General features: G+C 60.4%; 23 protein-coding genes and 1 pseudogene. 11 read left to right on the top strand and 13 right to left on the bottom strand.

The genetic code is table 11. The features are described 5' to 3' along the window. Positions 1 to 309: 309 nt before the first annotated feature. On the bottom strand, positions 310 to 1,434 hold the full coding sequence (locus tag DQ393_RS18350; RefSeq protein WP_112339943.1) for an IS110 family transposase: 1,125 nt from the start codon (positions 1,432 to 1,434) through the stop codon (positions 310 to 312). 125 nt (positions 1,435 to 1,559) lie between these two features. Between DQ393_RS18350 and DQ393_RS18345 the strand changes: the two are divergent. Further along, positions 1,560 to 2,329: pseudogene (locus tag DQ393_RS18345) on the top strand (IS5 family transposase). On the opposite strand, the gene purB reads toward DQ393_RS18345, so the two are convergent. From purB to DQ393_RS18325, 4 genes are all read right to left on the bottom strand, one after another. Further along, entirely contained in the window at positions 2,326 to 3,627 is a 1,302-nt protein-coding gene (gene purB / locus DQ393_RS18340; protein ID WP_112343171.1) for an adenylosuccinate lyase, read from the bottom strand. The pseudogene DQ393_RS18345 and the gene purB overlap by 4 nt on opposite strands. A gap of 113 nt (positions 3,628 to 3,740) precedes the next feature. Then, a complete protein-coding gene (locus DQ393_RS18335) occupies positions 3,741 to 4,154 on the bottom strand; it encodes a hypothetical protein (RefSeq protein ID WP_245430397.1) in 414 nt (137 codons plus the stop codon). Positions 4,155 to 4,251: 97 nt separating this feature from the next. Then, positions 4,252 to 4,938, bottom strand: coding sequence for a ribulose-phosphate 3-epimerase (gene rpe, locus DQ393_RS18330; protein ID WP_112343170.1), 687 nt, complete (start codon positions 4,936 to 4,938; stop codon positions 4,252 to 4,254). A 140-nt stretch (positions 4,939 to 5,078) separates the two neighbouring features. Beyond that, positions 5,079 to 6,161, bottom strand: coding sequence for a branched-chain amino acid ABC transporter substrate-binding protein (locus DQ393_RS18325; RefSeq protein WP_112343169.1), 1,083 nt, complete (start codon positions 6,159 to 6,161; stop codon positions 5,079 to 5,081). A gap of 168 nt (positions 6,162 to 6,329) precedes the next feature. Here DQ393_RS18325 and DQ393_RS18320 point away from each other — a divergent pair, with 168 nt between their 5' ends. From DQ393_RS18320 to DQ393_RS18290, 7 genes are read left to right on the top strand one after another with little or no spacing between them, the layout of a single operon-like run. Further along, entirely contained in the window at positions 6,330 to 6,824 is a 495-nt protein-coding gene (locus DQ393_RS18320) for a flavin reductase family protein (RefSeq protein ID WP_112343168.1), read from the top strand. 19 nt (positions 6,825 to 6,843) lie between these two features. Beyond that, positions 6,844 to 7,773 (top strand): AAA family ATPase, encoded by a 930-nt coding sequence (locus tag DQ393_RS18315; protein ID WP_112343167.1) that lies wholly within the window; start codon positions 6,844 to 6,846, stop codon positions 7,771 to 7,773. Between the two features lie 3 nt (positions 7,774 to 7,776). Continuing rightward, entirely contained in the window at positions 7,777 to 9,024 is a 1,248-nt protein-coding gene (locus tag DQ393_RS18310; RefSeq protein WP_112343166.1) for a vWA domain-containing protein, read from the top strand. A 7-nt stretch (positions 9,025 to 9,031) separates the two neighbouring features. Further along, positions 9,032 to 9,361: an XdhC family protein gene (locus DQ393_RS18305; RefSeq protein ID WP_112343165.1), complete on the top strand. Its 330-nt coding sequence runs from the start codon at positions 9,032 to 9,034 to the stop codon at positions 9,359 to 9,361. Continuing rightward, a complete protein-coding gene (locus tag DQ393_RS18300; RefSeq protein WP_112343164.1) occupies positions 9,361 to 10,068 on the top strand; it encodes an XdhC family protein in 708 nt (235 codons plus the stop codon). Before DQ393_RS18305 ends, DQ393_RS18300 begins: the two co-directional genes overlap by 1 nt. Continuing rightward, positions 10,065 to 11,699, top strand: coding sequence for an NTP transferase domain-containing protein (locus DQ393_RS18295; protein ID WP_112343163.1), 1,635 nt, complete (start codon positions 10,065 to 10,067; stop codon positions 11,697 to 11,699). Before DQ393_RS18300 ends, DQ393_RS18295 begins: the two co-directional genes overlap by 4 nt. A gap of 3 nt (positions 11,700 to 11,702) precedes the next feature. Further along, the gene (locus DQ393_RS18290; protein WP_112343162.1) at positions 11,703 to 12,023 is read left to right on the top strand and encodes a TfoX/Sxy family protein; all 321 of its coding nucleotides are present in this window, start codon (positions 11,703 to 11,705) and stop codon (positions 12,021 to 12,023) included. 27 nt (positions 12,024 to 12,050) lie between these two features. Here DQ393_RS18290 and DQ393_RS18285 read toward each other — a convergent pair whose 3' ends face one another. The 6 genes from DQ393_RS18285 to DQ393_RS18260 all read right to left on the bottom strand — a co-directional run bounded on the left by DQ393_RS18285 (position 12,051) and on the right by DQ393_RS18260 (position 17,710). Further along, positions 12,051 to 12,683, bottom strand: coding sequence for a DapH/DapD/GlmU-related protein (locus tag DQ393_RS18285; RefSeq protein ID WP_112343161.1), 633 nt, complete (start codon positions 12,681 to 12,683; stop codon positions 12,051 to 12,053). 69 nt (positions 12,684 to 12,752) lie between these two features. Beyond that, a complete protein-coding gene (locus DQ393_RS18280; protein ID WP_112343160.1) occupies positions 12,753 to 13,175 on the bottom strand; it encodes an NUDIX domain-containing protein in 423 nt (140 codons plus the stop codon). Positions 13,176 to 13,242: 67 nt separating this feature from the next. Further along, positions 13,243 to 14,763: a DEAD/DEAH box helicase gene (locus tag DQ393_RS18275; RefSeq protein ID WP_112343159.1), complete on the bottom strand. Its 1,521-nt coding sequence runs from the start codon at positions 14,761 to 14,763 to the stop codon at positions 13,243 to 13,245. A gap of 197 nt (positions 14,764 to 14,960) precedes the next feature. Continuing rightward, positions 14,961 to 16,277 carry a M23 family metallopeptidase gene (locus DQ393_RS18270; protein WP_112343158.1) on the bottom strand — a complete coding sequence of 439 codons (1,317 nt, stop codon included), beginning with the start codon at positions 16,275 to 16,277 and terminating at the stop codon, positions 14,961 to 14,963. Between the two features lie 115 nt (positions 16,278 to 16,392). Then, a complete protein-coding gene (locus tag DQ393_RS18265; protein WP_112343157.1) occupies positions 16,393 to 17,223 on the bottom strand; it encodes a ferritin-like domain-containing protein in 831 nt (276 codons plus the stop codon). 4 nt (positions 17,224 to 17,227) lie between these two features. Beyond that, positions 17,228 to 17,710 (bottom strand): peroxiredoxin, encoded by a 483-nt coding sequence (locus DQ393_RS18260; RefSeq protein ID WP_112343156.1) that lies wholly within the window; start codon positions 17,708 to 17,710, stop codon positions 17,228 to 17,230. Between the two features lie 129 nt (positions 17,711 to 17,839). On the opposite strand from DQ393_RS18260, the gene DQ393_RS18255 reads away from it, so the two are divergent. Then, on the top strand, positions 17,840 to 21,259 hold the full coding sequence (locus tag DQ393_RS18255) for a DUF3971 domain-containing protein (RefSeq protein ID WP_112343155.1): 3,420 nt from the start codon (positions 17,840 to 17,842) through the stop codon (positions 21,257 to 21,259). 98 nt (positions 21,260 to 21,357) lie between these two features. Here the strand turns inward: DQ393_RS18255 and tyrS are convergent, their stop codons facing one another. Then, positions 21,358 to 22,614, bottom strand: a complete 1,257-nt coding sequence (gene tyrS / locus DQ393_RS18250) for a tyrosine--tRNA ligase (protein ID WP_112343154.1) — start codon at positions 22,612 to 22,614, stop codon at positions 21,358 to 21,360. 285 nt (positions 22,615 to 22,899) lie between these two features. Here tyrS and DQ393_RS18245 point away from each other — a divergent pair, with 285 nt between their 5' ends. Both DQ393_RS18245 and DQ393_RS18240 read left to right on the top strand, forming a co-directional pair. Next, positions 22,900 to 25,275: a caspase family protein gene (locus DQ393_RS18245; RefSeq protein ID WP_112343153.1), complete on the top strand. Its 2,376-nt coding sequence runs from the start codon at positions 22,900 to 22,902 to the stop codon at positions 25,273 to 25,275. A 176-nt stretch (positions 25,276 to 25,451) separates the two neighbouring features. Next, the gene (locus DQ393_RS18240) at positions 25,452 to 25,967 is read left to right on the top strand and encodes a GNAT family N-acetyltransferase (RefSeq protein ID WP_112343152.1); all 516 of its coding nucleotides are present in this window, start codon (positions 25,452 to 25,454) and stop codon (positions 25,965 to 25,967) included. 114 nt (positions 25,968 to 26,081) lie between these two features. Here the strand turns inward: DQ393_RS18240 and DQ393_RS18235 are convergent, their stop codons facing one another. After that, positions 26,082 to 26,759, bottom strand: a complete 678-nt coding sequence (locus DQ393_RS18235; protein ID WP_112343151.1) for an alpha/beta hydrolase — start codon at positions 26,757 to 26,759, stop codon at positions 26,082 to 26,084. Positions 26,760 to 26,937: the final 178 nt, after the last annotated feature.

Below are 26,937 nucleotides of genomic sequence, written 5' to 3'. Positions count from 1 at the left end.
TGTGATTCTCATGTCCGTTTTCAAGGATTGGGGTATAGGTTTTCGTTTCGCTTTTCAGCGCCGAAAGAAACGGGCTGGTTATTGCAGGACGCGGCGGCATTGAGACGACGGTTGATCAGACTCTGATGCGCGGGTTGGATACCGCAGGACCGTGGTTCGTCTCGGGCCTTCCTCTGTCTCACATGGCGCGTGTTGCCGTTTCAGGCTCGCAGAATCACAACGAGGGTTACCCTGACCGGCCGCCACGCCCAGCAATAAACAGCGTGATGGAATTGAACTTGTTTTCTCCTTTCCCTTGATGCCTTTTCGTCAGGCTGCCTTTGTTGGGGTAATGGGAACTGTCGTCGCAATCGCCCAGGCGAAGGCAGCGAGCTCGCGCGCGATGGCGACGATGACGATGTTTGTGGGGCGGCCACTAGCCTGCATGCGCCGATATCGTTGGCATAGCCGCACCTGCGCCTTCCAGGCGATCGCCCTGATCGCTTCAGGCAGCCCCTCCGTTCGTTTCAGGATTTCCTGGCTTACACGCGCAGGCAATCTATAGGTCCATGCGCCTTCGACCAGCATGCGCCGCGCACGGGTGTTGCCGGCCTTCGTGATTGAACCCCGCGACACGCTGGCCCCGGTCGAGCGCTCTTTGGGAACCAGACCCAGCCATGCCATGAACTGCCGGGGATTGTTGAAGCGTCTGAAGTCGCCGATCTCCGATACCAGTGTCACCGCCGAGATCTGTGCGACACCGCGCAGGGCCTGGATCGCTTCGACGACAGGGTTAAGCGACCAGTCCGGCAAGAGCGCCACCATCTGCCGGGTCAACCGCTCACGCCGTTCCTCGATTTGCTCGATGGCACGAATATATTCTTCCATAGCGATCTGCTGCGCACGGTGATCAAAGCGCTGTGTCGCCAGCCAGTTTCGATGAGCTCTTGTCCAATGAGAGCGGCCTTCGAAGACCCGCCCGTGCCGGAGCAGGAACGATAAAAGATGCTGGCGCGCGCGCCGTAGATCCGAGACCGTCACTTCCCTTGCCCGGCAGAGATCGCGCATGGCCTCATGTGTCTCGTCGGGAACCCAGATGGACGACAGTTCACCAGCGCGCAACAACGCGGCAAGCGCGACAGCATCGCGGCGATCCGTCTTGATCTGAAGCCCCGGACGGGTCGGAACCAGCGATGGCGCGACGACAAGGCATTCATGGCCAAGATCGCGAAGTTGACGATACAATCCATAACCTGTCGGGCCGGCCTCATAGCAAAGGCACAGGCGTCCGTGACGTCCAGCAAGCTTGTCGACAAATTTGCGCACCGCATCAGCACGGTTGGCAATTTCGCCGTAATAGCGAACCTCACCTTTGCGGCCCGCTTCCGCCAGACCGATCGCGATTTTTTCCTTGCTCACATCCAAACCAACGTAAACTGCGATATCATCGACCACGGCTCGTCTCCTATGTTTGAGGCTCTGGCGCTGCAGCTAACCCTCGTTCTGAACATAATGCGAGACGAGCCACCCTGCCGGCTAAGGACATGGGGTCTCATTGTCTCTGAGGCTTGGAGGCAGTGATGGCGCGCTTTGATTTGACGGATTTCGAATGGTCTGTGATCGAACCTCTTCTGCCGACCAAGGTTCGGGGTAAGGCCCGCGTTGATGACCGGCGCGTCTTGAATGGGATTTTCTGGCGGCTGAGAACTGGTGCGCCGTGGGCGGATATTCCAGCGCGCTATGGCCCCTATACGACCTGCGTAAACCGCTTTAACCGGTGGCGTCATGCGGGGCATTGGGGGCGTATTCTCGACGCAATATCAGAAGCTTACGATGGCGATATCCAGATGATCGACAGCTCGTCAATCCGCGTTCACCAACATGCTGCCAACGGTCAAAAAAAGACGAGCGATCCGGTTGCATGGGTCGCTCGCGCGGCGGGCTGACAACCAAAATTCATGCTCTTGTCGATGCCGATGGTCGACCGATCCGCTTAAAGCTGACAGCCGGCCAGGCCCATGACGGACGCTCGGCGACCGATATGTTGGCGACTGTCGGGGCCGGTCAAACACTTCTGGCTGACCGCGCTTATGACAGCGACAGGCTGCGACAAGACCTCAAAGCACGCGGAGCATGGGGCTGTATCCGCCCCATGCCAAACAGGGTCAATATTCCCGACTTCAGCTCATGGCTTTACAAACAACGCAACGCTGTCGAGCGGTTTTTCAATAAACTCAAACACTTCCGAGCTATCGCAACCCGATACGACAAACGCGACGACAATTTCCTCGCATCGATCCAGCTCGCCTCAATTCGTATCTGGCTACGATCTTATGAGTCGGTGTCCTAGCCGAAAACCCGCTTGAAGATCGTGTCGACATGCTTGGTGTGGTAGCCAAGGTCGAATTTCTCGCGGATATCCTCTTCGGAAAGCGCTGCGCGCACTTCCTGGTCGGCCAGCAGCTCCTCGAGGAAGTCCTTGCCTTCTTCCCAGACCTTCATGGCGTTGCGCTGGACGAGCCGATAGGAATCCTCGCGGGAGACGCCGGCCTGGGTCAGCGCCAGCAGCACGCGCTGTGAATGAACAAGCCCGCGGAACTTGTTCAAATTCTTCATCATATTGTCCGGATAGACGAGCAATTTGTCGATGACGCTGGTGATGCGGGCGAGCGCGAAATCGAGCGTGACGGTCGCGTCCGGGCCGATCATGCGCTCAACGGAGGAGTGCGAGATATCGCGCTCGTGCCATAGGGCGACGTTCTCCATGGCTGGGATGGAGTATGAGCGGACCATGCGGGCAAGGCCCGTCAGGTTTTCCGTCAATACCGGATTGCGCTTATGCGGCATAGCAGACGAGCCCTTCTGGCCCGGAGAGAAATATTCCTCCGCTTCCAGAACTTCTGTGCGCTGCAGGTGGCGGATTTCGGTGGCGAGACGCTCGATCGAGGAGGCGACGACGCCGAGCGTGGCGAAGAACATCGCATGGCGGTCGCGCGGGATGACCTGGGTGGAGACCGGCTCCGGCTTCAGGCCGAGGGCGGCGGCGACATGTTCCTCAACGCGGGGATCGATGTTGGCGAAGGTGCCGACCGCGCCGGAAATGGCGCAGGTGGCGACTTCCTCGCGTGCCGCGATCAGGCGCTGCTTGCAACGCTCGAATTCGGCATAGGCAAGTGCCAGCTTGACGCCGAAGGTTGTCGGTTCGGCATGAATGCCATGCGAGCGGCCGATGGTGACCGTATCCTTGTGCTCGAAGGCGCGCCGCTTCAGGGCTTCCAGAAGCTTGTCGATATCGGCAAGCAGCAGGTCGCTGGCGCGCACGAGCTGGACGTTGAAGCAGGTGTCGAGCACGTCCGACGAGGTCATGCCCTGGTGCACGAAACGGGCGTCCGGTCCGACGATTTCGGCCAGATGCGTCAGGAAGGCGATGACATCGTGCTTGGTGACGGCCTCGATCTCATCGATGCGGGCGACATCGAACGTGGCTTTGCCGCCCTTTTCCCAGATGGTATCCGCCGCCGACTTCGGGATGACGCCGAGAGCTGCCAGCGCATCACAGGCATGGGCCTCGATCTCGAACCAGATACGGAACTTGGTTTCGGGCGACCAGATGGCGACCATTTCCGGTCGGGAGTAGCGCGGGATCATGGGCTCAAAGCTTTCTTGGCTAATGGAAAGGAAACCTCGGCGCCCCCATAACAAAGACGAGCGGCAATCACAATGTTTGGCACAATGTTTGTTGGGCCAATCCTTCGTACGCTTCAACGCGTCCGTCGCGCAAGATAGGCTGAAACGGCGACCAGGCATAGAAGGCCGAACGGCAGAAACAGAGGCAAGCCGAAAATAGCGAACTGGTAGACGGCGCTGGCGCCGGTGTACAGGAATTGGAATGTCCAGATGAGTGAGCCGAACGGCGCATGCCAGCGCGAATAGAACCAGCGATAGTCCATGGCAAAGAGAAACGCCGTCATGGCCGCGGTGCCGATGGAGAGCACAAGAAAGAAAGCGGCGAAGCGCGCGCTTGCCGGTCGGCCACGGGCGAACCGGCGGGTTAGCGGCACGAGGATGGCCCAGGCGAGGGTGCCGCCGAAGAAGTAAACAAGGGTAAGAGCCGTGAGATGACTGGTCAGAAGGCCGTTGCGCCAATAGAGGGCGGCGAGCGCCGAAGCGGCCATGGCCGCGCCCCAGCCGACGGCGTTGCCCAAAACTTCGAGGCAATGCGAAGCGACGGTCCGTGTCCGGCCCGTCGTCGCGATGAAGGCATTGGTCGGATTAGTTTGATCCAACGCGGCCTCGTTCGGCAGCGGCTCGGAGATCGCCGATCGTCTGCCTGTAGGCATCGACCGATTCGCCCTTGAAGATGGCAGAGCCGGCGACGAGCACGTTGGCGCCGGAAGCCGTGATGAGAGGTGCGGTGTCGACCGAAACGCCGCCATCGACTTCGAGTTCGATCGGACGGTCACCGATCAGAGACTTGGCGCTGCGGATCTTGTCGGCCATGGCGGGAATGAATTTCTGGCCGCCGAAGCCGGGATTGACCGACATGATCAGGATCAGGTCGATATCGTCGAGTACATTTTCCAGCACGGAAAGCGGTGTTGCCGGATTGAGGGTGACGCCGACCTTCTTGCCGAGATGACGGATGGTCTGCAGCGAGCGGTGCAGATGCACGCCGGCTTCGGCATGAACGGTGATGCGGTCGCAGCCGGCCTTGGCGAAGGCTTCCAGATAAGGATCGGCGGGCGAGATCATCAGATGGCAGTCGAAGGTCGCGGTCGTATAGGGGCGCAGCGCCTTGATGACATCGGCGCCGAAGGAGATGTTCGGCACGAAATGCCCGTCCATGACATCCAGATGGATCCAGTCGGCTCCGGCTTCGGTCACGTCCTTGACTTCCTGCCCAAGCTTGGCGAAGTCGGCGGCGAGAATGGAAGGGGCGATGCGGATCGGCAAGGTCATGGGTGGCTGAGCTCCAACTGATTTCTACAGCGCCGCGCGTCACATGTGACGCGCTGAGGTCGCTATAGCGCTTTAAATTATGCAGTGGTGTCTGGATTAGCACCGCTGTCGCGGGCAAACAACCGCCCGAGGGGATCACCTCAGTTCGACGGCGTCGTCACCGGCACGAAAGCGTTGCCGCGCCATTGCAGCAGGCGGTAGGGGTTTTCGTTCAATTCGTGGTTCTGGCCGAAGGTAATCGAGCCGATCGTCGTCTGGAATGTCGCGCCAAGGAGCTTTTCGGCAACGGGCTTGTTTTCCGCCTTCGCGCCTTCGGCTGCCTGGCTGGCGATCTGCGCCGCGGCCGCGGCCGGCAGGGTATAGCCGTCCGGCTCGATGCCGCCGGCACGCATGGCCTGTGCGGTCTGTTGTGCTGCAGGCAGAGTGGCATAATCAGGCAGGGCAATCGCCTGCACGCCTTCCTGCAAAGGCACGGGCAAATCGGCAGCACGCATCGCATCGCCCCCCATCAGCGCCAGCGGAATGTTTTCGTTCCTAGCGTCACGCGCGATCACCGCGACATCGCTGCGATCGCCACCGATGAAGACATGCGTGGCGCCGGCCTTCTTCAAGCGACGGACAAGCGCGATCTGCTGATCCTGGCCGGGGCGGTAGGTATCGGTGAAGACCGGCTTCAGCCCCTTTTCCTCAAGCGCGCTGCGGATCGCCCCCACCAGTTCGCGGCCATGGATCGTGCCGTCGTCGATCAGCGCAATCGGCTCGGCCGCCCAGTTTTTCAGGATGGTATTGATCGCGATGGCAGCCTCGGCACTATCCACGGGTGCGAGGCGAAACAGTGGCCAGCCATTCTTCAGCGCATCCTCCATCAAAATGCGGGAACGGATGGAAACGGTGATGGCCGGTATGCCGGCCTCCTTAAGGCGTGGAAGCGCACCTTCCAATGTTTCCGTGCACAGAAAGCCGATCACGATCTGCACTTTCGCCGCGATCAATGCTTCGGCGGCAGCTCGGCCGCCATCCTCGGTGCAAGCTTCGTCGATGACCGTCGCTTTATCCTTTTGGGCCTGGATCTCGAAATTGGCCCCGGTGGTGATTTCGGCGCCAAGCATTGCGAAATTGCCGCTCTGCGGTGCCACCACGCCAATATGGATTCCCGCGGCATGGCTGCTGCCGGCCGCAGAAAGCAGTACGAGCAGAAGCGGAAGGCGGCGCAGAACGTTCATCGATGGATTATCCCGGACAATTTTCCGCTCTATTTATCCGCCTGATGGGCATCGTCAAAGAAAAAGCAACAAAATCGCTCTGTTTTCAATGGCGTTATTGTAGAAAAGCTAACACCTGGCCGCCATATTGAGCGAAAGATAAGGTGTCACAGGAATATGGAGACGGTGATGCTAGACAGGCAGCGTATGGATCCGGCGCTTTATCGAGATGCCATGAGCCGCTATGCAGGCCATGTGCAGCTGGTGACGACGGCGCTCGGCTCGGAGCGGCGCGGCGTGACGATCACGGCTGCCTGCTCGGTGTCGGACAGCCCTGCGACGGTTCTCATCTGCGTCAACAACAGCAACGCCAAGAACGAGATCTTCTTCAAGAGCGGCATTTTTGCCCTGAATACGCTCGGTGCCGATCACCAGTCCCTGGCCGATGCCTTTTCCGGGAAGACGCAGCTGACCGCCGACGAGCGCTTCGCAACCGGCAGGTTCGAGACGCTGGTGACTGGTGCGCCTGTCCTCAGCGACGCGCTTGCCGCTTTCGATTGCCGCGTGATCGAGATCAAGCAGGCTTCCACGCACAACATCATCTTCGGCGAGGTGATGGCCATACGCTACAGCGAGCCGAAGCCGGCATTGCTCTATATGAACCGGGGCTATCACACGCTATAACCCCTTCAAGGGAGTTATCATGGCGGATCAGACATTACCTTCGCTACCGGGTTCCATCGATGAAACGATGGCGTTGCTCGGTGCGCACGACTATCTGGCCGGGCGCGCGCTCGGCACGGTCCTGTTTCTCGCATTGAAGATGAAGCGGCCGCTCTTTCTCGAGGGCGAGGCCGGTGTCGGCAAGACCGAAATTGCCAAGGTCCTGTCGAAGGCGCTCGACCGGCCGCTGATCCGCCTGCAATGCTATGAAGGCCTGGATGTTTCCTCGGCCGTCTATGAATGGAACTATCCGGCGCAGATGCTGGAAATCCGTCTCGCGGAAGCTTCCGGTCTCACCGATCGCGATCGCATCGAGGCCGATATCTTCTCCGAGCGCTATCTCATCCGCCGGCCGGTGCTGCAGGCGCTGTCGGGTGTCGGTGGACGCGCGCCGGTGTTCCTGATCGACGAGCTTGATCGCACCGACGAAGCTTTCGAAGCATTCCTGCTGGAAGTGCTGTCCGATTTTCAGGTAACGGTGCCGGAACTCGGGACGATCCGGGCCGCCGAGCCGCCTATCGTCATCATCACGACGAACCGCACGCGCGAAGTGCACGACGCCCTGAAACGGCGCTGCCTCTATCATTGGGTCGATTATCCCGGGGCCGAGCAGGAGCTTGAAATCATCCGGCGCAAGGTGCCAGGCTGCAATGAAGCGCTGTCGCGCCAGATCGTCGCCTATGTCCAGAAGCTGCGGACGCTCGACCTCTTCAAGAATCCAGGCGTCGCCGAGACGATCGACTGGGCGACCGCCTTGACGGAACTCGATCGGCTGGCCCTCGATCCGGAGACGGTATCGGATACGCTCGGCACTTTGCTGAAATATCAGGACGATATCGCCCGTATTCAGGGCTCTGAGGGCAAGCGGGTGTTGGACGACGTCAAATCCGAACTGCTTGCAGCGGGATGAACCATGGAACCGGGCGCGCAGGATGGCATCGTCGTTGCGCCGTCACCGCCCGGTGACGGGCGCCTCGCCGACAATATCGTGCTGTTCGGCAGGGTGCTCCGCAAGGCCGGCCTGAAGATCGGTCCTGGGGCGATTGCCGATGCCATCGAGGCGGTCGAAGCGATCGGCATTGGTTCTCGCGAGGAGTTCCATGCCGCCCTCTGTTCGGTCTTCGTCAAGCGGCATGAAGATCTGGCCGTATTCGACGAGGCATTCCGGCTATTCTGGCGCTCGCGTGATCTCGTCGCGAAAATGATTGCGCTGATGTCGCCCGTCGCGCCCGATTATCGAGAGAAGGAAAAACCGAAGCCGGGCGAAAGCCGCGCAAGCGATGCCTTGCTCAATGACCGCAACGACCAGCGCCCGCCGCGCGAGACGCCGGATATCGAAATCGATGCGCGATTTACCAGTTCTGGCAGCGAGGTATTGCGCCATCTGGATTTCGCGCAGATGTCGGCGGCGGAAATTGCCGTCGCCAAGAAGGAACTAGGGAAGCTGCAACTGCCGCTGGACCGCGTGCGCACGCGCCGTTTCGCACCATCTCGCACAGTGGCCAAGGTTGATCCGCGCGCCACAATGCGCTCGGCCTTGCGTACGGGAGGGGCGCTGATCCTTCCGCGCTTCCGGAAGCCGAAGGAAATCCAGCCGCCGCTGGTCGTGCTTGCGGATATCTCCGGCTCGATGAGCCAATATACGCGCATCTTTCTGCATTTTCTGCATGTGCTCACCGAACGCCGCCGGCGTGTGCATACGTTTCTGTTCGGAACGCGCCTGACCAACGTCACCAGAGCGATGCGCCACAAGGACCCGGATCAAGCGCTGGATGAATGCGCGGCGGCGGTGCGCGACTGGTCTGGCGGAACGCGGATCGGCGAGACGCTGAAGGAATTCAACAGGCTATGGGCGCGCCGCGTGCTGGGGCAGGGCGCGATCGTACTGTTGATCACCGACGGGCTGGAGCGCGAAGGCGTGGAATTGCTCGGGCAAGAGATGGATCGTCTGCATCGCTCCTGCCGGCGGCTCATCTGGCTCAATCCGCTCCTGCGCTTCGAGGGTTTCGAAGCTCGGGCGCGCGGCGTAAAAGCGATGCTGCCGCATGTTGACGAATTCCGTCCCGTTCACAATCTATTATCTCTGGCCGATCTCGTATCGGCTCTCACCGCCGGCCGCGCGGATTTCTATGATCCCAAGCGGTTTCTCGGCAAGCAATGAGGCTCCGATGTCAGATATATCCGAAAGTCTGGATCCGCTCGTGATTGCGGAGGAATGGGTGTCGGCGGGCCGCAATGTGGCCATGGCGACAGTCGTCGATACCTGGGGCTCCGCGCCGCGCCCATCGGGCAGTCATCTCGTGATCGACGGCGACGGCAATTTCCATGGTTCCGTTTCCGGCGGTTGCGTCGAAGGCGCTGTCATCACCGAGGCGCTCGACGTCATCGAAACGGGCAAGTCGCGCATGCTGGAATTCGGCGTTGCCGACGAAACGGCCTGGCGCGTGGGACTCTCCTGCGGCGGCCGCATCCGCGTCTATGTCGAAAGGCTCGCCTGATGGACCGTCAGATACTGGCGCGGCTGAATGAAATGCGGCGCAAGCGGCAGGCAGCAATCCTCGTCACCGATCTCTCCGGAGGGCCGGATCGGCTCATCGTCGAAGGCGATGCGCTGGAAGGCGCGCTCGCCGATGCCGCTGCAGCGGCATTCCGCTCGGGCAAGTCCGCAGCACTCGAGGTGGACGGACAGAGCCTGTTCTTCAACGTGCATCTGCCGCCGCCGCGCATCGTTATCATCGGTGCCGTGCATATCAGCCAGATCCTGGCGCGGATGGCCGCACTTGCGGGCTTCGACGTGACGATCATCGATCCCCGCACCGCCTTTGCAACGTCGGAGCGCTTCGAAGGCATCGACCTCACCGCGGATTGGTCGGTCGATGCGCTGAAGGAGCGGCCGCTGGATAGCTATATGGCGCTGGTTGCTGTCACTCACGATCCGAAGATCGATGATGAGCCGATCATAGAAGCGCTGAGAACGGGCTGTTTCTACGTAGGGGCACTCGGCAGCCGCAAGACGCATGCCGGCCGGCTGGAACGCTTGAAGCGCGAGGGGTTGGGCGAGGCGGAGCTTTCCCGCATCCACGCGCCGATCGGGCTCCCCATCGGAGCCGCGAGCCCGGCCGAGATCGCAGTCGCCATTCTGGCCGAGATCATCGGCTCCCTTCGTGGGCGCGACGTGTCTTCGCCAAAGAGCGTCAAGCCATGATCTTCGGTGAATTTCCGACGATAGAGGCTGAAGGTGCGGTTCTCGCGCATTCTCTTCGGCTGCCTGATGGCAGTTTTTCCAAAGGGCACAGGCTCGGTCGTGACGATATAGACGTGCTGACCGCCGCTGGAATTGAGCGCATCATTGCCGCGCGGATCGAGCCGGGCGATCTCATGGAGGACGAGGCAGCGGAACGGCTGGCGCGGGCAGTTGCGCCCGATCATCTGACCTTCTCTGAGGCGGCGACTGGGCGCGTCAATGTCCACAGCGCCGTCGATGGCCTTTTCGTTGCAAATCGTGCAGCGGTCGATCGGATCAACAGCATTGATCCGGCGATTACCCTTGCCTGTCTTGCCGATCACGTGCCGGTTCGCGCCGGCGACATGGTCGCGACCTTCAAGATCATTCCGCTCGCCGTTTCCGGGGCCAAAGTCCGCGAAGGCGTCGAAATTCTTCAGCGAAAGCCGGTCTTCGAGGTCAAGCCGTTCGTGCCGCACGCTATATCGCTCGTCGCCACGGAACTGCCGTCGCTGAAGGCTTCGGTGATGGACAAGACGGCACGGATATTGTCGCAGCGGCTGCAGCCTTCGGGCAGCGTGCTGCAGCGGGAAGAGCGGGTTGCACATCAGGCGACCGCCGTTGCCGACGCGATCCGCCGCGCCCTGGCAGCACCGGACCGATTGCCGAAGCTGGTGATCGTTTTCGGCGCGTCCGCAGTCATCGACGCCGGTGATGTCATTCCCGAAGCGATCCGGTTTGCCGGCGGCGAGGTCATTCAGGTTGGGATGCCCGTCGATCCCGGCAATCTGCTGGTGCTCGGCAGCGTAGGCGACGTCTACGTCGTCGGAGCACCCGGATGCGCGCGCAGCCCGAAGGAGAATGGTTTCGACTGGGTGCTCGATCGTATCTTAGCCGGCGAACGACCGGCGTCGCGGGATATCACCGGCATGGGCGTTGGAGGGTTGCTCATGGAAATTCAGTCACGGCCGCGGCCACGCGACATCGCTGCGAAGCCGGCGTCGCAAATTTCGGTAGCTGTCGTTTTGCTGGCTGCCGGAAAGGCGAGCCGCATGGGCGAGGGCGGTGCGCACAAGCTTTTAGCGGAGTTCGACGGTGTACCGTTGGTTCGCCGTTCGGCATCGATTGCCATTGCGAGCGGTGCATCGGATGTCGTGGCAGTCACCGGCCATCGCCGCGACGAGATCGAAGGTGCTTTAAGCGATCTTGCCGTCGAACCGGTATTCAATCCGGATTATGCCTCGGGCATGGCGAGCTCGCTTGTTGCCGGCGTGAGTACCGGCGCGGCGCAAAAGGCCGATGGTGTTCTTGTCATGCTGGCCGATATGCCTGGTGTCACCAGCGACGATCTAAAAAAACTGGCTGCCGCCTTTCGCAAGGCGAATGGCCACGCGATCGTGCGGGCGGTATCCGGTGGTAAGCGCGGCAATCCCGTCATCCTGCCGCGCGCCGTGCTGAATGCGGTAATGCGTCTGGAAGGCGATGTGGGCGCCCGGCATATCATCGAAACATCGGGGCTTCCGGTGGTTGACGTCGAGATCGGCGAGGCGGCTCATCTCGATGTCGATACGCCTGAGGCCGTTGTCGCGGCCGGCGGGATTTTGAAGGGGTAGGGAATGGACAATATCGATATCGAAGAGATGTTTCAGTCTCTCGGGCCGATCACCATCAAACGGATGTTTGGCGGCAAGGGCATCTACCACATGGGTCGAATCCTGGCTCTGGAAGTTGGCGACGAAATCCTCCTGAAGGCGGACGATACCAGTGCTTCAGAATTTGAAGCGGCCGGCGCGCGGCGCTGGGCTTACGAGGGCAAGAAAGGCAAGGCGGTCAACATGCCCTATTGGTCGATACCCGACGATGCATTCGACGATCCGGATGAAATGGCGCGCTGGGTAAGGCTTGCCTATGAAGCAGCCTTGCGCGCCGAAAAATAGCGAATCTCGCGGAGCTTGATGGTAGCGCTACGCCCAACGTTCGCAAAATGCCTCGATGTCGCTTGACTGAAAATCTGCAAGCCGTTCCATGATGGTTTCGAACGGCCAGTCCCACCAGGCGATGGATGCAAGCTTTTCCGCGGTGGCTCGCGTAAACCGCTCGCGAATGAATTTCGCGGGAACGCCGCCGACGACCGTATAAGGTTCGACGTCTTTGGTGACGACTGCTCCGGCTGCGAGAACGGCACCGTCTCCGACTGTTACGCCCGGCAAGACGATGACGCCGTGGCCGATCCAGACGTCGTTGCCAATGATAGCGCGGTCTTGCTTGCGCTGCTCGAAAAAGGAAACGTCGCGCACGGCGCCCGCCGAGTAATATTCAGGGCAATAGGTGAAGCGGTGCATGGAAGGGCGATCCATCGGGTGATTGGGGGCGCCGATCCTGACCTCTGCCGCAATGGCGCAGAATTTCCCGATCGTTGCATCACCGACCATGCAGCGAGGCCCCAGATAGGAGTAATCCCCAAGATCGACCGTGTGCAAGGATGTGTTTGCCAAGATCTCGCAGCACTTGCCGATGCTCGAATCTCTTGTAGTCGCCGTTGGATGGATCACGGTCTCGGCGATCTTGGGGCGATTTTCTTGTGCGGTCGAATGCATGGATAATCTCCGGATTTCGGCCTGCCTAACCGGAGACGATGAAGGGCATGTGACGCAGGACTTCGGACGTCAGTGGAAATCGTCTTCGCTGAGATGGGCGATGGTTGCCCTGGCGAATTCGGAAAGCGGAGCCGGCAGCTCGTCGCGGCCAAACCAGCCGAAATCGGAGAGCTTATCCGGTTCCATCAGTCGCGGCTCTCCGGAAAAATCCCTGCAGACATAGATCAGCGAGATCCAGTGCTGCCGATCGGCCTCGATGATGACTTCTTCCGTGCAGAGATAGTCGATCCTGCCGATGGCGAGGCCGCTTTCCTCTTCAGCCTCACGAATGGCTGCCTTGGCGGCCGGCTCCATGTGATCGACCTTGCCGCCGACGATGCTCCAGCATCCGGCTTCCGGTGCCTTGAGGCGCCGATATAGCAAAAGCTTGCCGTCCCGCAAGATTGCGAGACCGGTTCCTAGTCCTGGGAAATCGATGCCAGGCTTGCCCATGCCGGACTTCCGAGATTTGCCGCGACTTTCCGGCGCAGTGGTTCGGATCGGCGGCAGGTGAAGATTATCAGCCCTTGGCGTTTGCCACGATGAGCATGAAAGCCGGGATATCGTCGCCGAAGCCGACCGGCGTCGGGCCGTCATCCTGATCGCGATAGCGGTTGCGGCGCTCGCGATGATCGTCATTGGCAGCAGGGAAGGGCCGGTGGCTGTTGCGAGAACCGTTATGGGACCTGTTATTGTTGTTCTCAGACTTGCGCTCGTTCTTCACGCTTTCGGCCTTTGCTGGTGCTGCTTCGATCGCTACGACGTCATTATCCTCGACGTCGATATCAGATTTATGACTCGAGGCATTGCGGCCTCCACGGCTACGATCCCGGTCGCGGCCCTTACCCTTCTGGTCGCGACGGCGGGACGAACGGTTGTCGTCGCTGCTCTCGTCTGCGGGTGGCAGAGCCGAAAGATCGCCGTTCAGCCACTGAACATCTTCACCGATCAGCTTCTCGATGGCGTCGACGTGCTTGGTGTCGCGCTTCGTCACGATGGTGAAAGCGGCGCCGGAACGGCCGGCGCGACCGGTGCGGCCGATGCGGTGAACATAGTCTTCCGAATGGATCGGAACATCGAAATTGAAGACGTGGCTGACATCGGGGATGTCGAGACCGCGAGCAGCAACGTCGGAGGCGACGAGCAGCTGCAGGTTTCCGTCCTTGAAATTCTGCAGCATGGTCATGCGCGAGCGCTGGTCCATATCACCGTGCAGTGCGCCGGCCGAGAAACCATGGCGGTCCAGCGAACGGAAGAGGTCGGAGACGTCCTTCTTGCGATTGCAGAAGATGATCGCGTTCTTGAGATCCGTCTGGGCGCGAATGAGGTCGCGCAGCGTGGCGCGCTTCTCGTAGTCCTTGCCATGCGAGGCAACGAAACGCTGCGTCACGGTCTTGGCCGTCGATGCCGGCTTGGCGACTTCGACGCGTTCCGGATTCTGCAGGAAGCGATCGGCCAGCTTCTGGATTTCCGCTGGCATCGTGGCCGAGAAAAACAGCGTCTGGCGCGTGAAGGGAATGAGCTTGGCGATGCGCTCGATATCCGGAATGAAGCCCATGTCGAGCATGCGGTCGGCTTCGTCGATGACGAAGATTTCGACGCCGCTCATCAGAAGCTTGCCGCGTTCGAAATGGTCGAGCAGGCGGCCAGGAGTGCAGATCAGCACATCGGCGCCACGCTCAAGCTTGCGATCCTGCTCTTCGAAGGAGACGCCGCCGATCAGCAGTGCGATATTGAGGCGATGGTTCTTGCCGTACTTCTCGAAGTTTTCGGCGACCTGGGCCGCCAACTCGCGGGTCGGCTCGAGGATCAGCGTGCGCGGCATGCGGGCACGAGCGCGGCCCTTCTCGAGCAGCGTCAGCATCGGCAGCACGAAAGAGGCCGTCTTGCCGGTTCCGGTCTGGGCAATGCCGCAAATGTCGCGGCGCTGAAGCGCAAACGGGATGGCACCGGCCTGGATCGGAGTCGGTGTGGTGTAGCCCGCGTCAGTCACCGCGGAAAGGACTTTTTGGCTCAGGCCAAGGTCAGCAAATGTTGTCAAAGGGAAATCTAATTCCGTCCTGGTTCAGTCGAACACTGTGAGTCGACACGCAGGAACGTGCCGCAACGCAGCGCGACATAGAACCAAATACCCGTGAAGTCAAGGAAAGCAGGCGCTTCAACGGACCTGAAGTTCATTCATAACGCAATTTTTGGATTAGTGCCATCTTTGTTGCGCGTTTGTCACAATTCCGGCAGCTAAATTGCGCCCAGGCCGCTAATGTAACTTGCGAGTTTCGTGCCGGCATTGATGAAATACATCGGGTCTACCGGATGCCCGTTCTCGCGAACTTCATAATGCAGATGGGTTCCCGTCGAACGTCCGGTGCTGCCGGCAAGACCCACGACGGCGCCTGCACCGACCTTGTCGCCGACCTTGACGAGCACCTGCTCCATATGGCCATAGCGCGTGGAGATGCCGTCGCCGTGGTCGATCTCCACCATGTTGCCGTAGCCGCCGGTCCAGCCTGCCGAAACCACCTTGCCGGGGGCGGTGGCCTTGATCTTTTCGCCGGGGCTGAAATGGAAATCCGTGCCGGTGTGGAGCGCCAGCGTGCCGAAGAATGGATCCTTGCGATTGCCGAAGGGACTGGTGACGAGCTTGCCCGCTGCCGGATTTCGGAAGGGCAGGCTTTCGGCCGTGCCTCGCACGGTTTCCAGATGCGTCAATGCCGTATCGAGGTTCGCCATCGACCGCTCGAACTGATCTACATTTTCGGGCGGCACGTAAGGCCCGCCCACGCCGTTGTCCGCATCCTCGCCCTTCGCGGCCACGACCTCGTTCGGAACCTTGATTCCGACATTGTGCATGATCGCCTGGATTTCGCTCGCTGTCTCGGAGGCATCGGCCGTGAGGTTACGGATACGGATCAGTTGATCCTGTTCGACATGCTTCAGCGACAACGTTACTTTCGAGAAGACACGATCGGCGCGATCGGCGACCGTTTCCGGCGCGGGGACATATGCGAGGGTGGAGTTATCGGGCGTCGCATCGGCCGGCTTGTCCCCCAGAAGAAGTGTCTCGATCGCCTTCGGCGCGGTCAGTCGGGCATGCTCGTTGCCGGGAACGGTGGCATTTGCCTCCGGATGCTGGCTCTTGTCGGTCAGGCCGGAGCTTTCGGCCCTGTCGAGCAAGGTGCCGAGTTTGCCGTTGCGGGACGACAACTGCTGCTGCTGTTCGATCAGCTTGTCGACCTTTTCTTCCACGACCTGCTGGTCGAGGAGCTGGCGGGACGTGACGCGGTCGACCTGGGCGCGCAGTGCGGCGATGCGGTCTTCATAGTCATATTGCATGCGCGCCTGGCGGGCCATCGTCGCGCCGATCAGATCGTCGCGCAGCACGAGATAAGAGGTCGCAAGCAGATAGCCGATTGAAAATATCCCGACTAGGCAGACGGCAATGGCGGCCATCCATGGACGCACGGTCATATGGCGCACCGTATCGCCGCTGGCGAGAATAATGGTGTGGTGTCGCCGTTGCTTGCCGAAAACCCGATGCTGAGGCTTTGCTGTCACCGAGAATCTCCCAATCGATGCCTTGTGGCATTGTCTGGAAGTACACGGCATTATGGTTAATGAATACTTTCCGGCGCATCGTTAGATACCGGAAAAAGCCTTTAATGTGAGTGGATTATGCGCTGTTCGTAGAGGTTAACGAGCGATAGAAGGAGGGAGTCAGTCCCGCTTCCGCCCTTGCAATGTCATTGAATGGCGCTTTGAGGGAGCCGCGGAAGTTGGCGCGCACCAATTCCTGGAAGGTTCGGGCTGGATCACGCTTCTCCCGTGCGCACAGGAATCGGAACCATTTGGCACCGACGGCGACGTGGCCTTTTTCATCATTATAGATGACGTCAAGGATGGCAGCGCTCTCCAGGTCGCCGGTTTCGCGCATCTTCGCCTGCAGCGCCGGCGTCACGTCCAACCCCCTGGCTTCGAGAATCAACGGCACGACGGCGAGGCGGGCGGTCAGATCGGTGCGGGTCGCATGAGCTGCCTGCCACAGGCCGTCATGGGCTGGAAGATCGCCATAATCGGCACCCAGTTCGCGTAGCCGCGCCCGCACCATGCGGAAATGCTTGGCTTCCTCGAAGGCAACTTGCATCCAGCCGTCGAAGAACGAATTCGGAACCGGCCCCGTCGCGAAGCGTGCGACGATATCCAGTGCCAGGTCGACGGCGTTCAGCTCGATATGGGCGATGGCGTGCAGGAGTGCGATGCGGCCCTTGAGCGTATGCAGGGAACGCTTCTCCATGTGTTTTGGCGGCACCAGATCCGGCTTGTCGGGGCGGCCGGGGCGATCGGCGAGCGGCGGATCGAGCGGCGAACGCAGCGACAGGGTCCGGGCAAACCAGCGTCGCGCCGATTCCTGGGCAAGTTCGGTCTTACGATCGAGATCGGCCGAACGGATGGCGGCGATGGCACCGCCGCGAAGCGATGTGATCATCTCGGTGGTATCGGTCATGCCGTCAGAGTTCCGTGGCGGCGGCAAGAACGGCCTCGGCGTGCCCCGCCACCTTGACCTTGTCCCATATTCTGGCGATGCGACCATCGGCACCGATGAGGAAGGTGGAGCGTACGACGCCCATATAGGTGCGGCCATACATGCTCTTCTCCCGCCAGACGCCGTAGGCCGTCGCCATGGTCTTTTCCTCGTCTGAGGCGAGCGGCACGGAGAGCGCGTGCTTCTTGACGAATTTGTCGTGGCTCTTGACCGGGTCTGGAGACACGCCGAGGAGGGCAACGCCCGCCTTGGCGAAATCGGCCGCGAGCGCCGTGAAGGAAATTGATTCCGTCGTGCAGGCGGTGGTGTCGTCCTTGGGGTAGAAATAGACCACCAGCGGTTTCCCGTTAAAATCGGCAAGACGAATTCTGCCGCCGCCATCGCGCGGGAGATCGAAAGCCGGTGCCTTGTCGCCGATGCCGAGTTGAACTGGAAAAACTTCCGCCACGGGAAAACCTTTCTTTTGCCGGTTTTTTAGATGACACTTGAGGGAAGCCATATATACTGCCCACGTGTGCCGTCCAATGGGACGCAGCGTCACCAACAAAATTGTAGAGAGCGAAAGGCACGCGCAGGAGTGATCCGAGGCGAAAAGATAACATTCCGCAAAAAGGATCTCGTGCCGCTCGACAATCTGCCGTCCGCCCAGGCCGAAGATCCGCTGATCGTGCACGTGCCGGAGCGCGTTCGCCGTCGTCGCTCGCATATCTGGCATGTTTGCCGTATCACACTGGTTTTCTTTGCATTTCTCGCCATCATCCTTGGAGCCGTCGTCGCGACCATTGAGGGCGGTATTTTCGACGCGCCGCTGTCGCAGAAGGCGCAGACGGCGCTCGATCATGCCATTGGTCCTCGCTACAAGGCCGAAGTCGGCGCAACCGTGATCCGATTTACATCCGGCCTGCGGCTGACGCTCGAAGCCCATGACGTGAACGTCGTCGATCAGGAAAGCGGCAAGCATCTGTCGACCATGTCTGCCGTCAACATGGAGCTCGATCCGCTGGCTTTGCTTGATGGCCGGGTGGAAGTTGCAAGCGTGGCGGCGGAGGGCATCGCGCTCGATACGTCGCTTCTGCCCCAAGGGGATCCCGTCGATCTGACGAAGCTGCGGGTCGATGCGCTGCCGCAGGCGCTGAACGCTGCCTTCGACAATCTCGATTTCCTGGAGCATTTCGTGCAGCGCGGCGGCACGAATTCTGTGCGCATTTCCGGATTCTCGATGAAGCTGGCGCGCCAGGAAGGCGATCCGATCTCTCTCGTGGTCGACAATCTTACCTTCGAACGCGCCGAGCCGAACGCGTTGCATCTCTTTGGCGAGGTTGCCGTCAACGGGTCGGTGGCGACACTGGATGTGAAGGCGACGCAGCAGCAGCCCGGCCACAGTTCTTCGCTGACGGCGAAGATCTCCAATCTCGATCTCAAGCCATTGACCATGGCCTATGATGCGAACGGCGCGCCGCGGCAGGGCGTCATCAGTTTCGCCGATGTGACACTGTCCGCCGTCAAGGGCGATGCCGGCATCGATCCGAAGCTGGAAGCCTCGATCGACGTGCAGCCCGGCACCCTCTATATGGACCGCGACGTCCAGGACCTGACACAGGGCAACATCAACCTCGCTTATAATTTCGATCATCAGACGCTGGAGATTGCGCCTTCGAAGGTGCAATTCGTCGGCACCATGGTGCCGTTCTCCGGTGCGGTCATCGATCTCGATCGTGTCAATGCCAATGCGGGCAAGGGTTTCGGCATCGATTTCGTCATTAAGGATGGCGTTGCCGCATCATCGATCTCCGGGGAAAAACCGGTCAGCTTCGATGGTCGCGCCACCGGGCACTTTCTTTCCGAGACCAAGGAACTCCAGCTCGAAAACCTCGGTATATCGACACCGCAAGGCGCGCTGTTCGGTTCCCTGCACGTGAAGCTCGGTGACAGCTCGCCGGAAATCAGCTTCGGCGGCCGTGCCGACAAACTGGATACGACCGTCGTCAAGCAGCTTTGGCCTTTCTGGATGGCCTCGAAACCAAGGACGTGGGTCGAGGCCAATCTCTTTGGTGGCTCGGTGACCAATGCCGTCATATCCGTCTTTATTCCTGCCGGAAGGCTGAGGGAAGCTTCACAAAACGGCAAGCTGCAGCTCGGCAAGAACGAGCTGCATATCGCCTTCGACATCGCCGGCGCGCGCATGAACGTCCCGGGTGACATCCCGCCGTTGCGAGACACCAAGGCCCATTTCGATTTGACCGGGCCGAACATGGCCGTCAATATCGCGACGGCAACCTCCTATTTCGCCACTGGTCGGACGATCACTCTAAACGACAGCAGCTTCTCGATCCCGGCGACATACGACAAGCCGTTGATGGCCGATCTCGACCTGACGATATCGGGCTCCGGTGACGCCATAGGCGAGCTCCTGACCTATAAGCCGCTCGAGGTGCTGCAGCGGACCGAGTTCAAGCCGGAGGATTTCAACGGCAAGATCGTCGCCAAGGTCGATGCCAGGATCGGATTGATCAGGGATCAGCAGCCGCCTCCGCCGGACTGGCAGGCGAAGCTCGAGCTTGACAATGTCGATCTGCTGAAGCCGATGAACAATCGCAAGATCGACAATCTGACGGGTGAGATTTCAGCCGATCCGCAATCGGTTCATCTGCAGGCCGAAGCCCAGATCGATGGCATTCCCGCAGAGATCGACATGGTCGAGCCGACCGACAGCAAATCGCCGGTAAAGCGAACGCGTGTGATTACGGCCACGCTGACGGATGCGCAGCGCAATGCAGTTCTGCCCGGCCTTCGCGATATAATCGATGGACCCGTCAAGGTGGAGTTGACGCGCCTCGACGAGGATCGCCAGGGCGTCAAGGTCGATCTCGGCAAGGCGGCACTGACGGTGCCCTGGGTCGGCTGGTCGAAGGGCAGCGGTATTGGAGCGGTCGCGCAGTTCGAGGCATCCGGCCCCGACAATCAGACGACGCTCAAGAATTTCACGCTCAAGGGCGACGGCTTCGGCGTCAGCGGCGATCTGCTGATCAGCAAGGGGACTCTGACATCCGCGAGTTTCGACAGCGTCAAGCTTTCCGCGCTCGACGATTTTGCGCTTTCCCTGAAGCGGAGCAAAAGCGGCAGTTACGATGTCGCCATATCGGGCAACTCCGCCGACATACGTCCGATCCTGGCGCGTCTGAAGTCGTCGACCTCAGGTGGCCAGCAAAATTCGGATAGCGATGCTTCGGCGAGCGCGACCGTTCGCGCCAATATCGACAAGGTCATCGGTTTCAACGACGAGACCGTGGGCAACGTCAAGGGCGTCTACTCGATCGCCGGCGGCAAGACGACGGCAGCGGATTTTTCCGGCGTGACGCGTAGCGGCGAGGCGCTCGTCACCCAGATGAGCAAAGGCAATAATGGTGTGATTCGCATCACGAGCGGCGACGCCGGCGCAGTCGCGCGCTTCACCGATCTCTACAAGCACCTGCAGGGGGGGCTCCTCAACCTATCGCTGCGGTCGACCGGCCGAGATGATTGGGATGGTTCGCTCGATATCCGCAACTTCGCGATCATCGATGAAAAGAAGCTGTCCACCATCGTCTCGACCCCGAGCGGCAAGAACGGAAAGAGCCTGAATGCGGCGGTGAAGCAGAATATCGATACGCGTTCGCAGAGCTTCGAGCGGGGCTTTGCGCGGCTTGTCATGCGTGACGGCACGCTATCGGTCGAAAACGGCGTGGTGCGCGGCGTGCAGCTCGGCGCGACGTTCCAGGGAACGCTGAAGGATGCCAGCGGCAAGATGGACATGACCGGAACCTTCATGCCTGCCTACGGCCTGAACCGGCTGTTCGCAGAGGTTCCGATCGTCGGCTTCATCCTCGGCAACGGCAGCGACCGTGGCCTCATCGGCATCACCTTCAGGCTGACCGGCACGCTGGAAAAATCGAACCTCCAGATCAACCCGTTGTCGATCATCGCGCCGGGTGTCTTCAGGCAGATATTTGAATATTGACGAATGTGCTGCAGGGCGACCGCGGCTTTCTTTCATGCAGAAACCATAAAGCCGGCGAGGGGACGCCGGCTTTATTCATTCTCAGACTGTTCCGCGGTTTAGGCAGCCGGGCGGATCAGGATGTGCTTCTTCTTGCCGAGCGACAGCTTGATGACGCCGTCGGCCGTCACTTCGCCGCTGCCAATGATCTTGCGTTCGTCGCTGATGGCTTCATCGTTGATACGAACCGCGCCGCCCTGAACATGACGGCGAGCCTCGCCGTTGGAAGCGGCAAGGCCGGCGCGCACGATCAGCGAGAGAAGCCCGATGCCGGCTTCGAGTTCGGACGCCGGAACGTCGATCGATGGCAGGTTTTCGGACAGGCCGCCTTCCTCGAAGGTCTTGCGGGCCGTTTCGGCGGCCTGTTCGGCTGCCGCGCGGCCATGCAGGATCGCGGTCACTTCAGTCGCGAGGATCTTCTTGACTTCATTGATCTCGGAGCCGGCCAGGGCCGAAAGCCGTGCGATCTCATCCATCGGCAGCGTCGTGTAGAGCTTCAGGAAGCGCGAGACATCGGCATCCTCGGTGTTGCGCCAGTACTGCCAGAAGTCGTAGGCCGAAAGCAGGTCGGCATTCAGCCAGACCGCGCCGGTGGCGGACTTGCCCATCTTGGCGCCGGACGCCGTCGTCAGCAGCGGCGAGGTCAAGGCGAAGAGCTGTTTCGTCCCCATGCGGTGACCGAGGTCGATGCCGTTGACGATATTGCCCCACTGGTCCGAACCGCCCATCTGCAGGCGGCAATCGTAACGCTTGGCCAACTCGACGAAGTCGTAGGCCTGCAGGATCATGTAGTTGAATTCGAGGAACGACAGCGACTGCTCGCGATCCAGGCGCGTCTTGACGCTGTCGAAGGACAGCATGCGGTTGACCGAGAAGTGGCGGCCAACATCGCGCAGGAATTCCAGGTAGTTGAGCGAGCGCAGCCATTCGGCGTTATTGATCATCAACGCGTCCTTCGGGCCTTCACCATAGGTGAGGTAGTTCGAGAAGCAGCGCTTGATCGAGGCGATGTTGCTCTCGATCGTGTCGATCGTCATCAGCTGGCGGGCTTCGTCCTTGAACGAGGGATCACCGACCATGCCGGTACCGCCGCCCATCAGCGAAATGGGTCGATGGCCGGTCGCCTGCAGCCAGTGCAGCATCATGATCTGGATCAGCGAACCCGCATGCAAGCTTGATGCAGTCGGATCGAAGCCGATATAGGCCGTCACGGTTTCCTTGGCGAAAAGGTCATCGAGGCCGGCTTCATCGGAAATCTGATGAATGAAGCCGCGCTCGTGCAGGGTGCGCAGGAAATCGGATTTGAACTCAGCCATGATCTTGGTCTCTCGAAGCCGCATCGATGAAGGATGCGGCGAAGTCGCTGTTGTTGAATATTGCGGAGGCGCGTTTAGCACCGATTTGCCGGCACGTCATCATTTTGGTGTCGCGGGTGGCAAGTTTCGATTGAGGCGGGATTTGTAACCGAGCGCGTCTGAACGTGAATAGACCGCGACATCGCCGCCATGCCGCCGGGAATATGCCGCGTATCCGCCCAAATCCAATCCTAGCCATTTCCCATTCATCCCGTGTGCGTCACATGTTTCGCGAAAGAAGCCGGTATGTCACCTCTGCTCTCGATGATGGGATTGTCATCTCAAAGGACGATCTGGGCATTTCTTGCCATGATGTTGGTTTTGGCCGGTATCGCTGCTACGAGTCCGGCCGAAGCGCAGGGTTCTCCCGAAAAGAGAATAGCCTTCGTCGTGGGTAATGCCGTCTACAAGGCTGGCGCGCTTCCGACGCCGGCCAATGATGCCGGCCTGATCGCGCAGACGCTGCAGGCCGCGGGCTTCGATGTGATCGGCGCGCGCGACCTCGACCAGAACGGGCTGCGCGACGCCATGCGCGACTTTCTGACGAAAGCCAACGCATCAGGCCCCAACACCGTCGTCTTCGTGTATCTGGCGGGCTATGGTGTGCAATATGAGGGCGACAATTATTTCGTTCCTGTCGATGCACAGATCACCAATGCTACGGATGTCCCCGTTCAGGCGATCCGCGTGAGCGACTTCACGAAGTCGCTGGCCGCGATCAACAATCGCGGCAGCATCGTCGTGCTGGATGCGGCGAGGGCCAATCCATTCGTGCAGTCCAGCCAGCCGCTGGCCGGCGGTCTGGCCTTGGTCGATCCAGACGCCAACCAGCTGATCGCCTTCAATGCAGCGCCCGGCACGGTGGCGCCGCAGGAGGCCGGTCCCTATGGTTCCTACGCGCATGCGCTGGCGGAGATGATCCGCGTCGGCGGTCTGCCCCTTGACGACGTATTCGATCGCACGCGCCTGCGCGTCAGCGATCTGACCAAGGGCGCGCAGATCTCCTGGGATGCCTCCAAATTCAGAAATGCCCTTACCTTCTTCGATCGCGGTCCCGATGCGCCGGCCACCCAGGTGGTGAGCTACGATAACGCGGCAATCCGCACGAAGGCGATCCGCGATTTCGACGAGCGGGATGCCTATTTCGCCGCGCTCGATCGCGACACGCTACAGGGCTATGAGGATTTTCTGGCAGCCTATCCCAACGACTCCATGGCAAGGCGCGTGCGCGCCATTGTCGCTGCCCGCCGCGAGGCTATCACCTGGCGCGAGACCTGGATTGCCGATACGCCGGAGGCCTATTGGTCCTATCTCAGGCGTTATCCGCGCGGTCCCCATGTGTGGGATGCCCGCCGCAGTCTCGAACATTTCGAGGCAGCGCTTGAGCCGCCGCCGTCCTTCACCGTCATCGAATATGACGTGCCGCCACCACCGCCGCCGGAGGTGGTCTATGTCGAGCGGCCAGTGCTTTATTTCGATGATGCCGACTTCGGCTATGCACCGCCGCCGCCCCTCGTTTTCCTCGCGCCGCCGCCACAGGATTTCGTCGTGCTGGCACCGCCGCAGCCTTCGGTCAATCTCTATGTATTGCCGGCGCCAGTCTTCGTTCCGGTCCCTCGATGGGTCGAACCGCCGCGCGATATCGCACCGCCCGAAAACAACATCATCTTCAACAACATCCACAATACGGTCGTGAACAACACGACGGTCATCAATAACAATACTGTCGTCAATGAAAATGGCGCTGCGCCTGCAGCACCCGGGCTGACGACGGGCCAGAAGCTTGGCGGCGCAGCCGTCATTGCCGGAGCAGGCGCCGTGGCGCTGCATGTCGCCCTGCCGCCATCAGTGCAGAAGAAGGCGGCGATTCTGCAAAAGCAGAATCCGGCCGCAGCGGTCAAGGCGGCGCCCGGAACGGCTCCGGCGGCCGCACCTTCGGCCCAGCCGCAAGCCGGAAATGCTGCAGCTCATGCACTGCCGGGAGCCGCTCAGACGAAGCAGGGGCAATCGCCACAAGTCGCACCGAATGCATCGCATAATCCGGCTGTCGCCACGCAACCTGCTCAGCAAGGCACAAATATCAATGTACACGCGCTTCCCGGCGCAAATGGTCAGCCTTTGCCAACCACGGGCAAGCTGGCCAATCCGGGCGGAGCGCAGACGAAACAGGCTCAACAGCCTCAGGCTGCACCGAACGCCAATGCTCATGCACTTCCCGGTGCCAAGGAGCAAAACCAGATTGCCAAGACCCCGGCACAGCAAACAGCGCCGAGTGGCAAACCGAAAACGGTTGCAGTTGCACCGAAGCCCAGTGCCCACGCTCCCGCTGTTGCCGCCCGAACTCCGGCGAAGCCCAAGGCCATCTCCAACAACCAACCTCGGATCAGCAGTCAACCTCATGTGGCCGCCGCCCCGCCCAGGCGAGCCAATCCGACTCCTGCGCAGCCCAGACCCTTGCCGCATGTCGTGGCGCAGGCGAGGGCGCCAGCGCCGAAGCCGCAGGCTCAGCCGAGGCCCCAACCGCAGGCGAAGGTCGTGCAACAGGTTAAAAGACCGCTTCCGCCGCAGAAGTCTCCGGAAAAGAAGAAGTGCGGCGCTCCTGGCCTGCCGGCATGTCACTGACCGATGATATCAAGCGATAATTTCAAGGCTCGCTTCGGCGGGCCTTCGCACGCGATATTGTCACTTGATCGGCTTGTTGAAATCGGCCCGAGCGGTTAGCACTGACCGGCCGGTCGTCAATCGGCGCTGCCATACACCCAGCAGGCTGCAGATCCATCACGAAAATAGGCAGGCAGATGAGTGACACCATCATACTCGAAACCCCGCGCCTCGTTCTGACGATGTGGGACAAGGGTGATGCCGAAGTGATTCGGCAATTGCATTCGACGATCGACACGACGCGCTATCTCTCGGGTGCGGCTCCTTGGACGCTGGAGAAGGCCGAGGAACGGCTGAAAAGCTGGTTCGATGAACATGCGCGAGATGGCACGACCAAATACAAGCTGCTGCGGCGCGAGGATGGACGCTTTATCGGCCGTGCCGGATTTTCGCGCTTCCAGGAGAGAGGGCGAGGCGAGTTCGAACTCGGCTATTCGCTTCGGCAGGACGCGTGGGGCAATGGCTATGCCACCGAAATCGCCGGCGCGCTCGCGCAGTGGTTTTTCCGCCGCGGCTTTACCGATCGGTTCATCGCATTCACGCATCCGGAAAACGCTGCTTCGCAGCGAGTTCTCCAGAAAATCGGAATGCAGTACGAAGCGCCGATCGTTGTCAGCGGCACTTCAGGCCTTTGCTTCAGGATGTCGCGCTAGGAGGAGTTCCGGGAAAAGTTTGCAACGATTTTCGACCGGAATGCGTAAACGGTAAAATTGAGCGTTTCCGTGTTTCAAAGAAACGCGGAAACGCTCTGAGACGGGTACCGCTTCTTAGCGAATGCGTTTGGCGGCCGGTTCCGGCACCAGTTCGCCATTCAGGCGGCGGTCGAGATAATCCTCGCATTCGCTGAGCAGCGTTTCGACCTGGCCGTTGAAGAAGTGGTTGGCGCCCGGCACGACCTTGTGCGTGATCAGGATGCCCTTCTGCGTCTTCAGCTTCTCGACAAGGCCGTTGACATCCTTTTCCGGAGCAACCTTGTCCGCATCGCCGTTGATGATCAGGCCGGATGACGGGCAGGGAGCAAGGAAGGAGAAATCGTATATATTCGGCTGCGGCGCGATCGACATGAAACCTTCGATCTCGGGGCGGCGCATCAGCAGCTGCATGCCGATCCAGGCGCCGAAGGAATAGCCGGCAACCCAGCAGCTCTTCGAATCGGGATGGAGGCTCTGGACCCAGTCGAGTGCCGATGCCGCATCGGAAAGCTCGCCGGCGCCGTGATCGAATTCACCCTGGCTGCGGCCGATGCCGCGGAAATTGAAGCGGAGTGTGGTGAAACCGCGCTTCTGGAACATATAGAAGAGCTGGTAGACCACCTGATTATTCATCGTGCCGCCGAACTGGGGATGCGGATGGAGAATAATGGCGATCGGGGCGCTTTTTTCCTTGGAGGGCTGATAGCGGCCTTCAAGGCGGCCTGCGGGGCCGTTGAAAATTACTTCGGGCATTGATACTCCGGCTCTTCTTTTTCTGCGTCCAAATCCAACGGCACGCAGCAAGTTGACTTGACGAATGCGCTCATCTTTTCTAGAACGCAGTTTAGAACAATTCGAAACTTGATGCGGTGTTCCGCCTGTTGTCTGTGCAACGGTTTGTGGAACGTGTCATAAGGCATGCCCGGCTGAA

Origin of the sequence: Martinezella tropici (assembly GCF_003287875.1) — a bacterium.
Lineage (GTDB): Bacteria > Pseudomonadota > Alphaproteobacteria > Rhizobiales > Rhizobiaceae > Rhizobium > Rhizobium tropici_C.
This window is presented reverse-complemented; position numbering and strand designations above follow the sequence as displayed.

Excerpts from the sequence above, each read along its gene's own strand:
- DQ393_RS18335 (WP_245430397.1), bottom strand. The coding sequence starts at position 4,154 with ATGGCCGCTTCGGCGCTCGCCGCCCTCTATTGGCGCAACGGCCTTCTG.
- DQ393_RS18320 (WP_112343168.1), top strand. The coding sequence starts at position 6,330 with ATGCTAGACAGGCAGCGTATGGATCCGGCGCTTTATCGAGATGCCATG.
- DQ393_RS18315 (WP_112343167.1), top strand. The coding sequence starts at position 6,844 with ATGGCGGATCAGACATTACCTTCGCTACCGGGTTCCATCGATGAAACG.
- tyrS (WP_112343154.1), bottom strand. The coding sequence starts at position 22,614 with ATGGCTGAGTTCAAATCCGATTTCCTGCGCACCCTGCACGAGCGCGGC.
- DQ393_RS18325 (WP_112343169.1), bottom strand. The coding sequence starts at position 6,161 with ATGAACGTTCTGCGCCGCCTTCCGCTTCTGCTCGTACTGCTTTCTGCG.
- DQ393_RS18265 (WP_112343157.1), bottom strand. The coding sequence starts at position 17,223 with ATGACCGATACCACCGAGATGATCACATCGCTTCGCGGCGGTGCCATC.
- DQ393_RS18310 (WP_112343166.1), top strand. The coding sequence starts at position 7,777 with ATGGAACCGGGCGCGCAGGATGGCATCGTCGTTGCGCCGTCACCGCCC.
- DQ393_RS18300 (WP_112343164.1), top strand. The coding sequence starts at position 9,361 with ATGGACCGTCAGATACTGGCGCGGCTGAATGAAATGCGGCGCAAGCGG.
- DQ393_RS18285 (WP_112343161.1), bottom strand. The coding sequence starts at position 12,683 with ATGCATTCGACCGCACAAGAAAATCGCCCCAAGATCGCCGAGACCGTG.
- DQ393_RS18305 (WP_112343165.1), top strand. The coding sequence starts at position 9,032 with ATGTCAGATATATCCGAAAGTCTGGATCCGCTCGTGATTGCGGAGGAA.
- DQ393_RS18245 (WP_112343153.1), top strand. The coding sequence starts at position 22,900 with ATGTCACCTCTGCTCTCGATGATGGGATTGTCATCTCAAAGGACGATC.
- DQ393_RS18240 (WP_112343152.1), top strand. The coding sequence starts at position 25,452 with ATGAGTGACACCATCATACTCGAAACCCCGCGCCTCGTTCTGACGATG.
- DQ393_RS18290 (WP_112343162.1), top strand. The coding sequence starts at position 11,703 with ATGGACAATATCGATATCGAAGAGATGTTTCAGTCTCTCGGGCCGATC.
- DQ393_RS18235 (WP_112343151.1), bottom strand. The coding sequence starts at position 26,759 with ATGCCCGAAGTAATTTTCAACGGCCCCGCAGGCCGCCTTGAAGGCCGC.
- DQ393_RS18280 (WP_112343160.1), bottom strand. The coding sequence starts at position 13,175 with ATGGGCAAGCCTGGCATCGATTTCCCAGGACTAGGAACCGGTCTCGCA.
- rpe (WP_112343170.1), bottom strand. The coding sequence starts at position 4,938 with ATGACCTTGCCGATCCGCATCGCCCCTTCCATTCTCGCCGCCGACTTC.
- DQ393_RS18295 (WP_112343163.1), top strand. The coding sequence starts at position 10,065 with ATGATCTTCGGTGAATTTCCGACGATAGAGGCTGAAGGTGCGGTTCTC.
- purB (WP_112343171.1), bottom strand. The coding sequence starts at position 3,627 with ATGATCCCGCGCTACTCCCGACCGGAAATGGTCGCCATCTGGTCGCCC.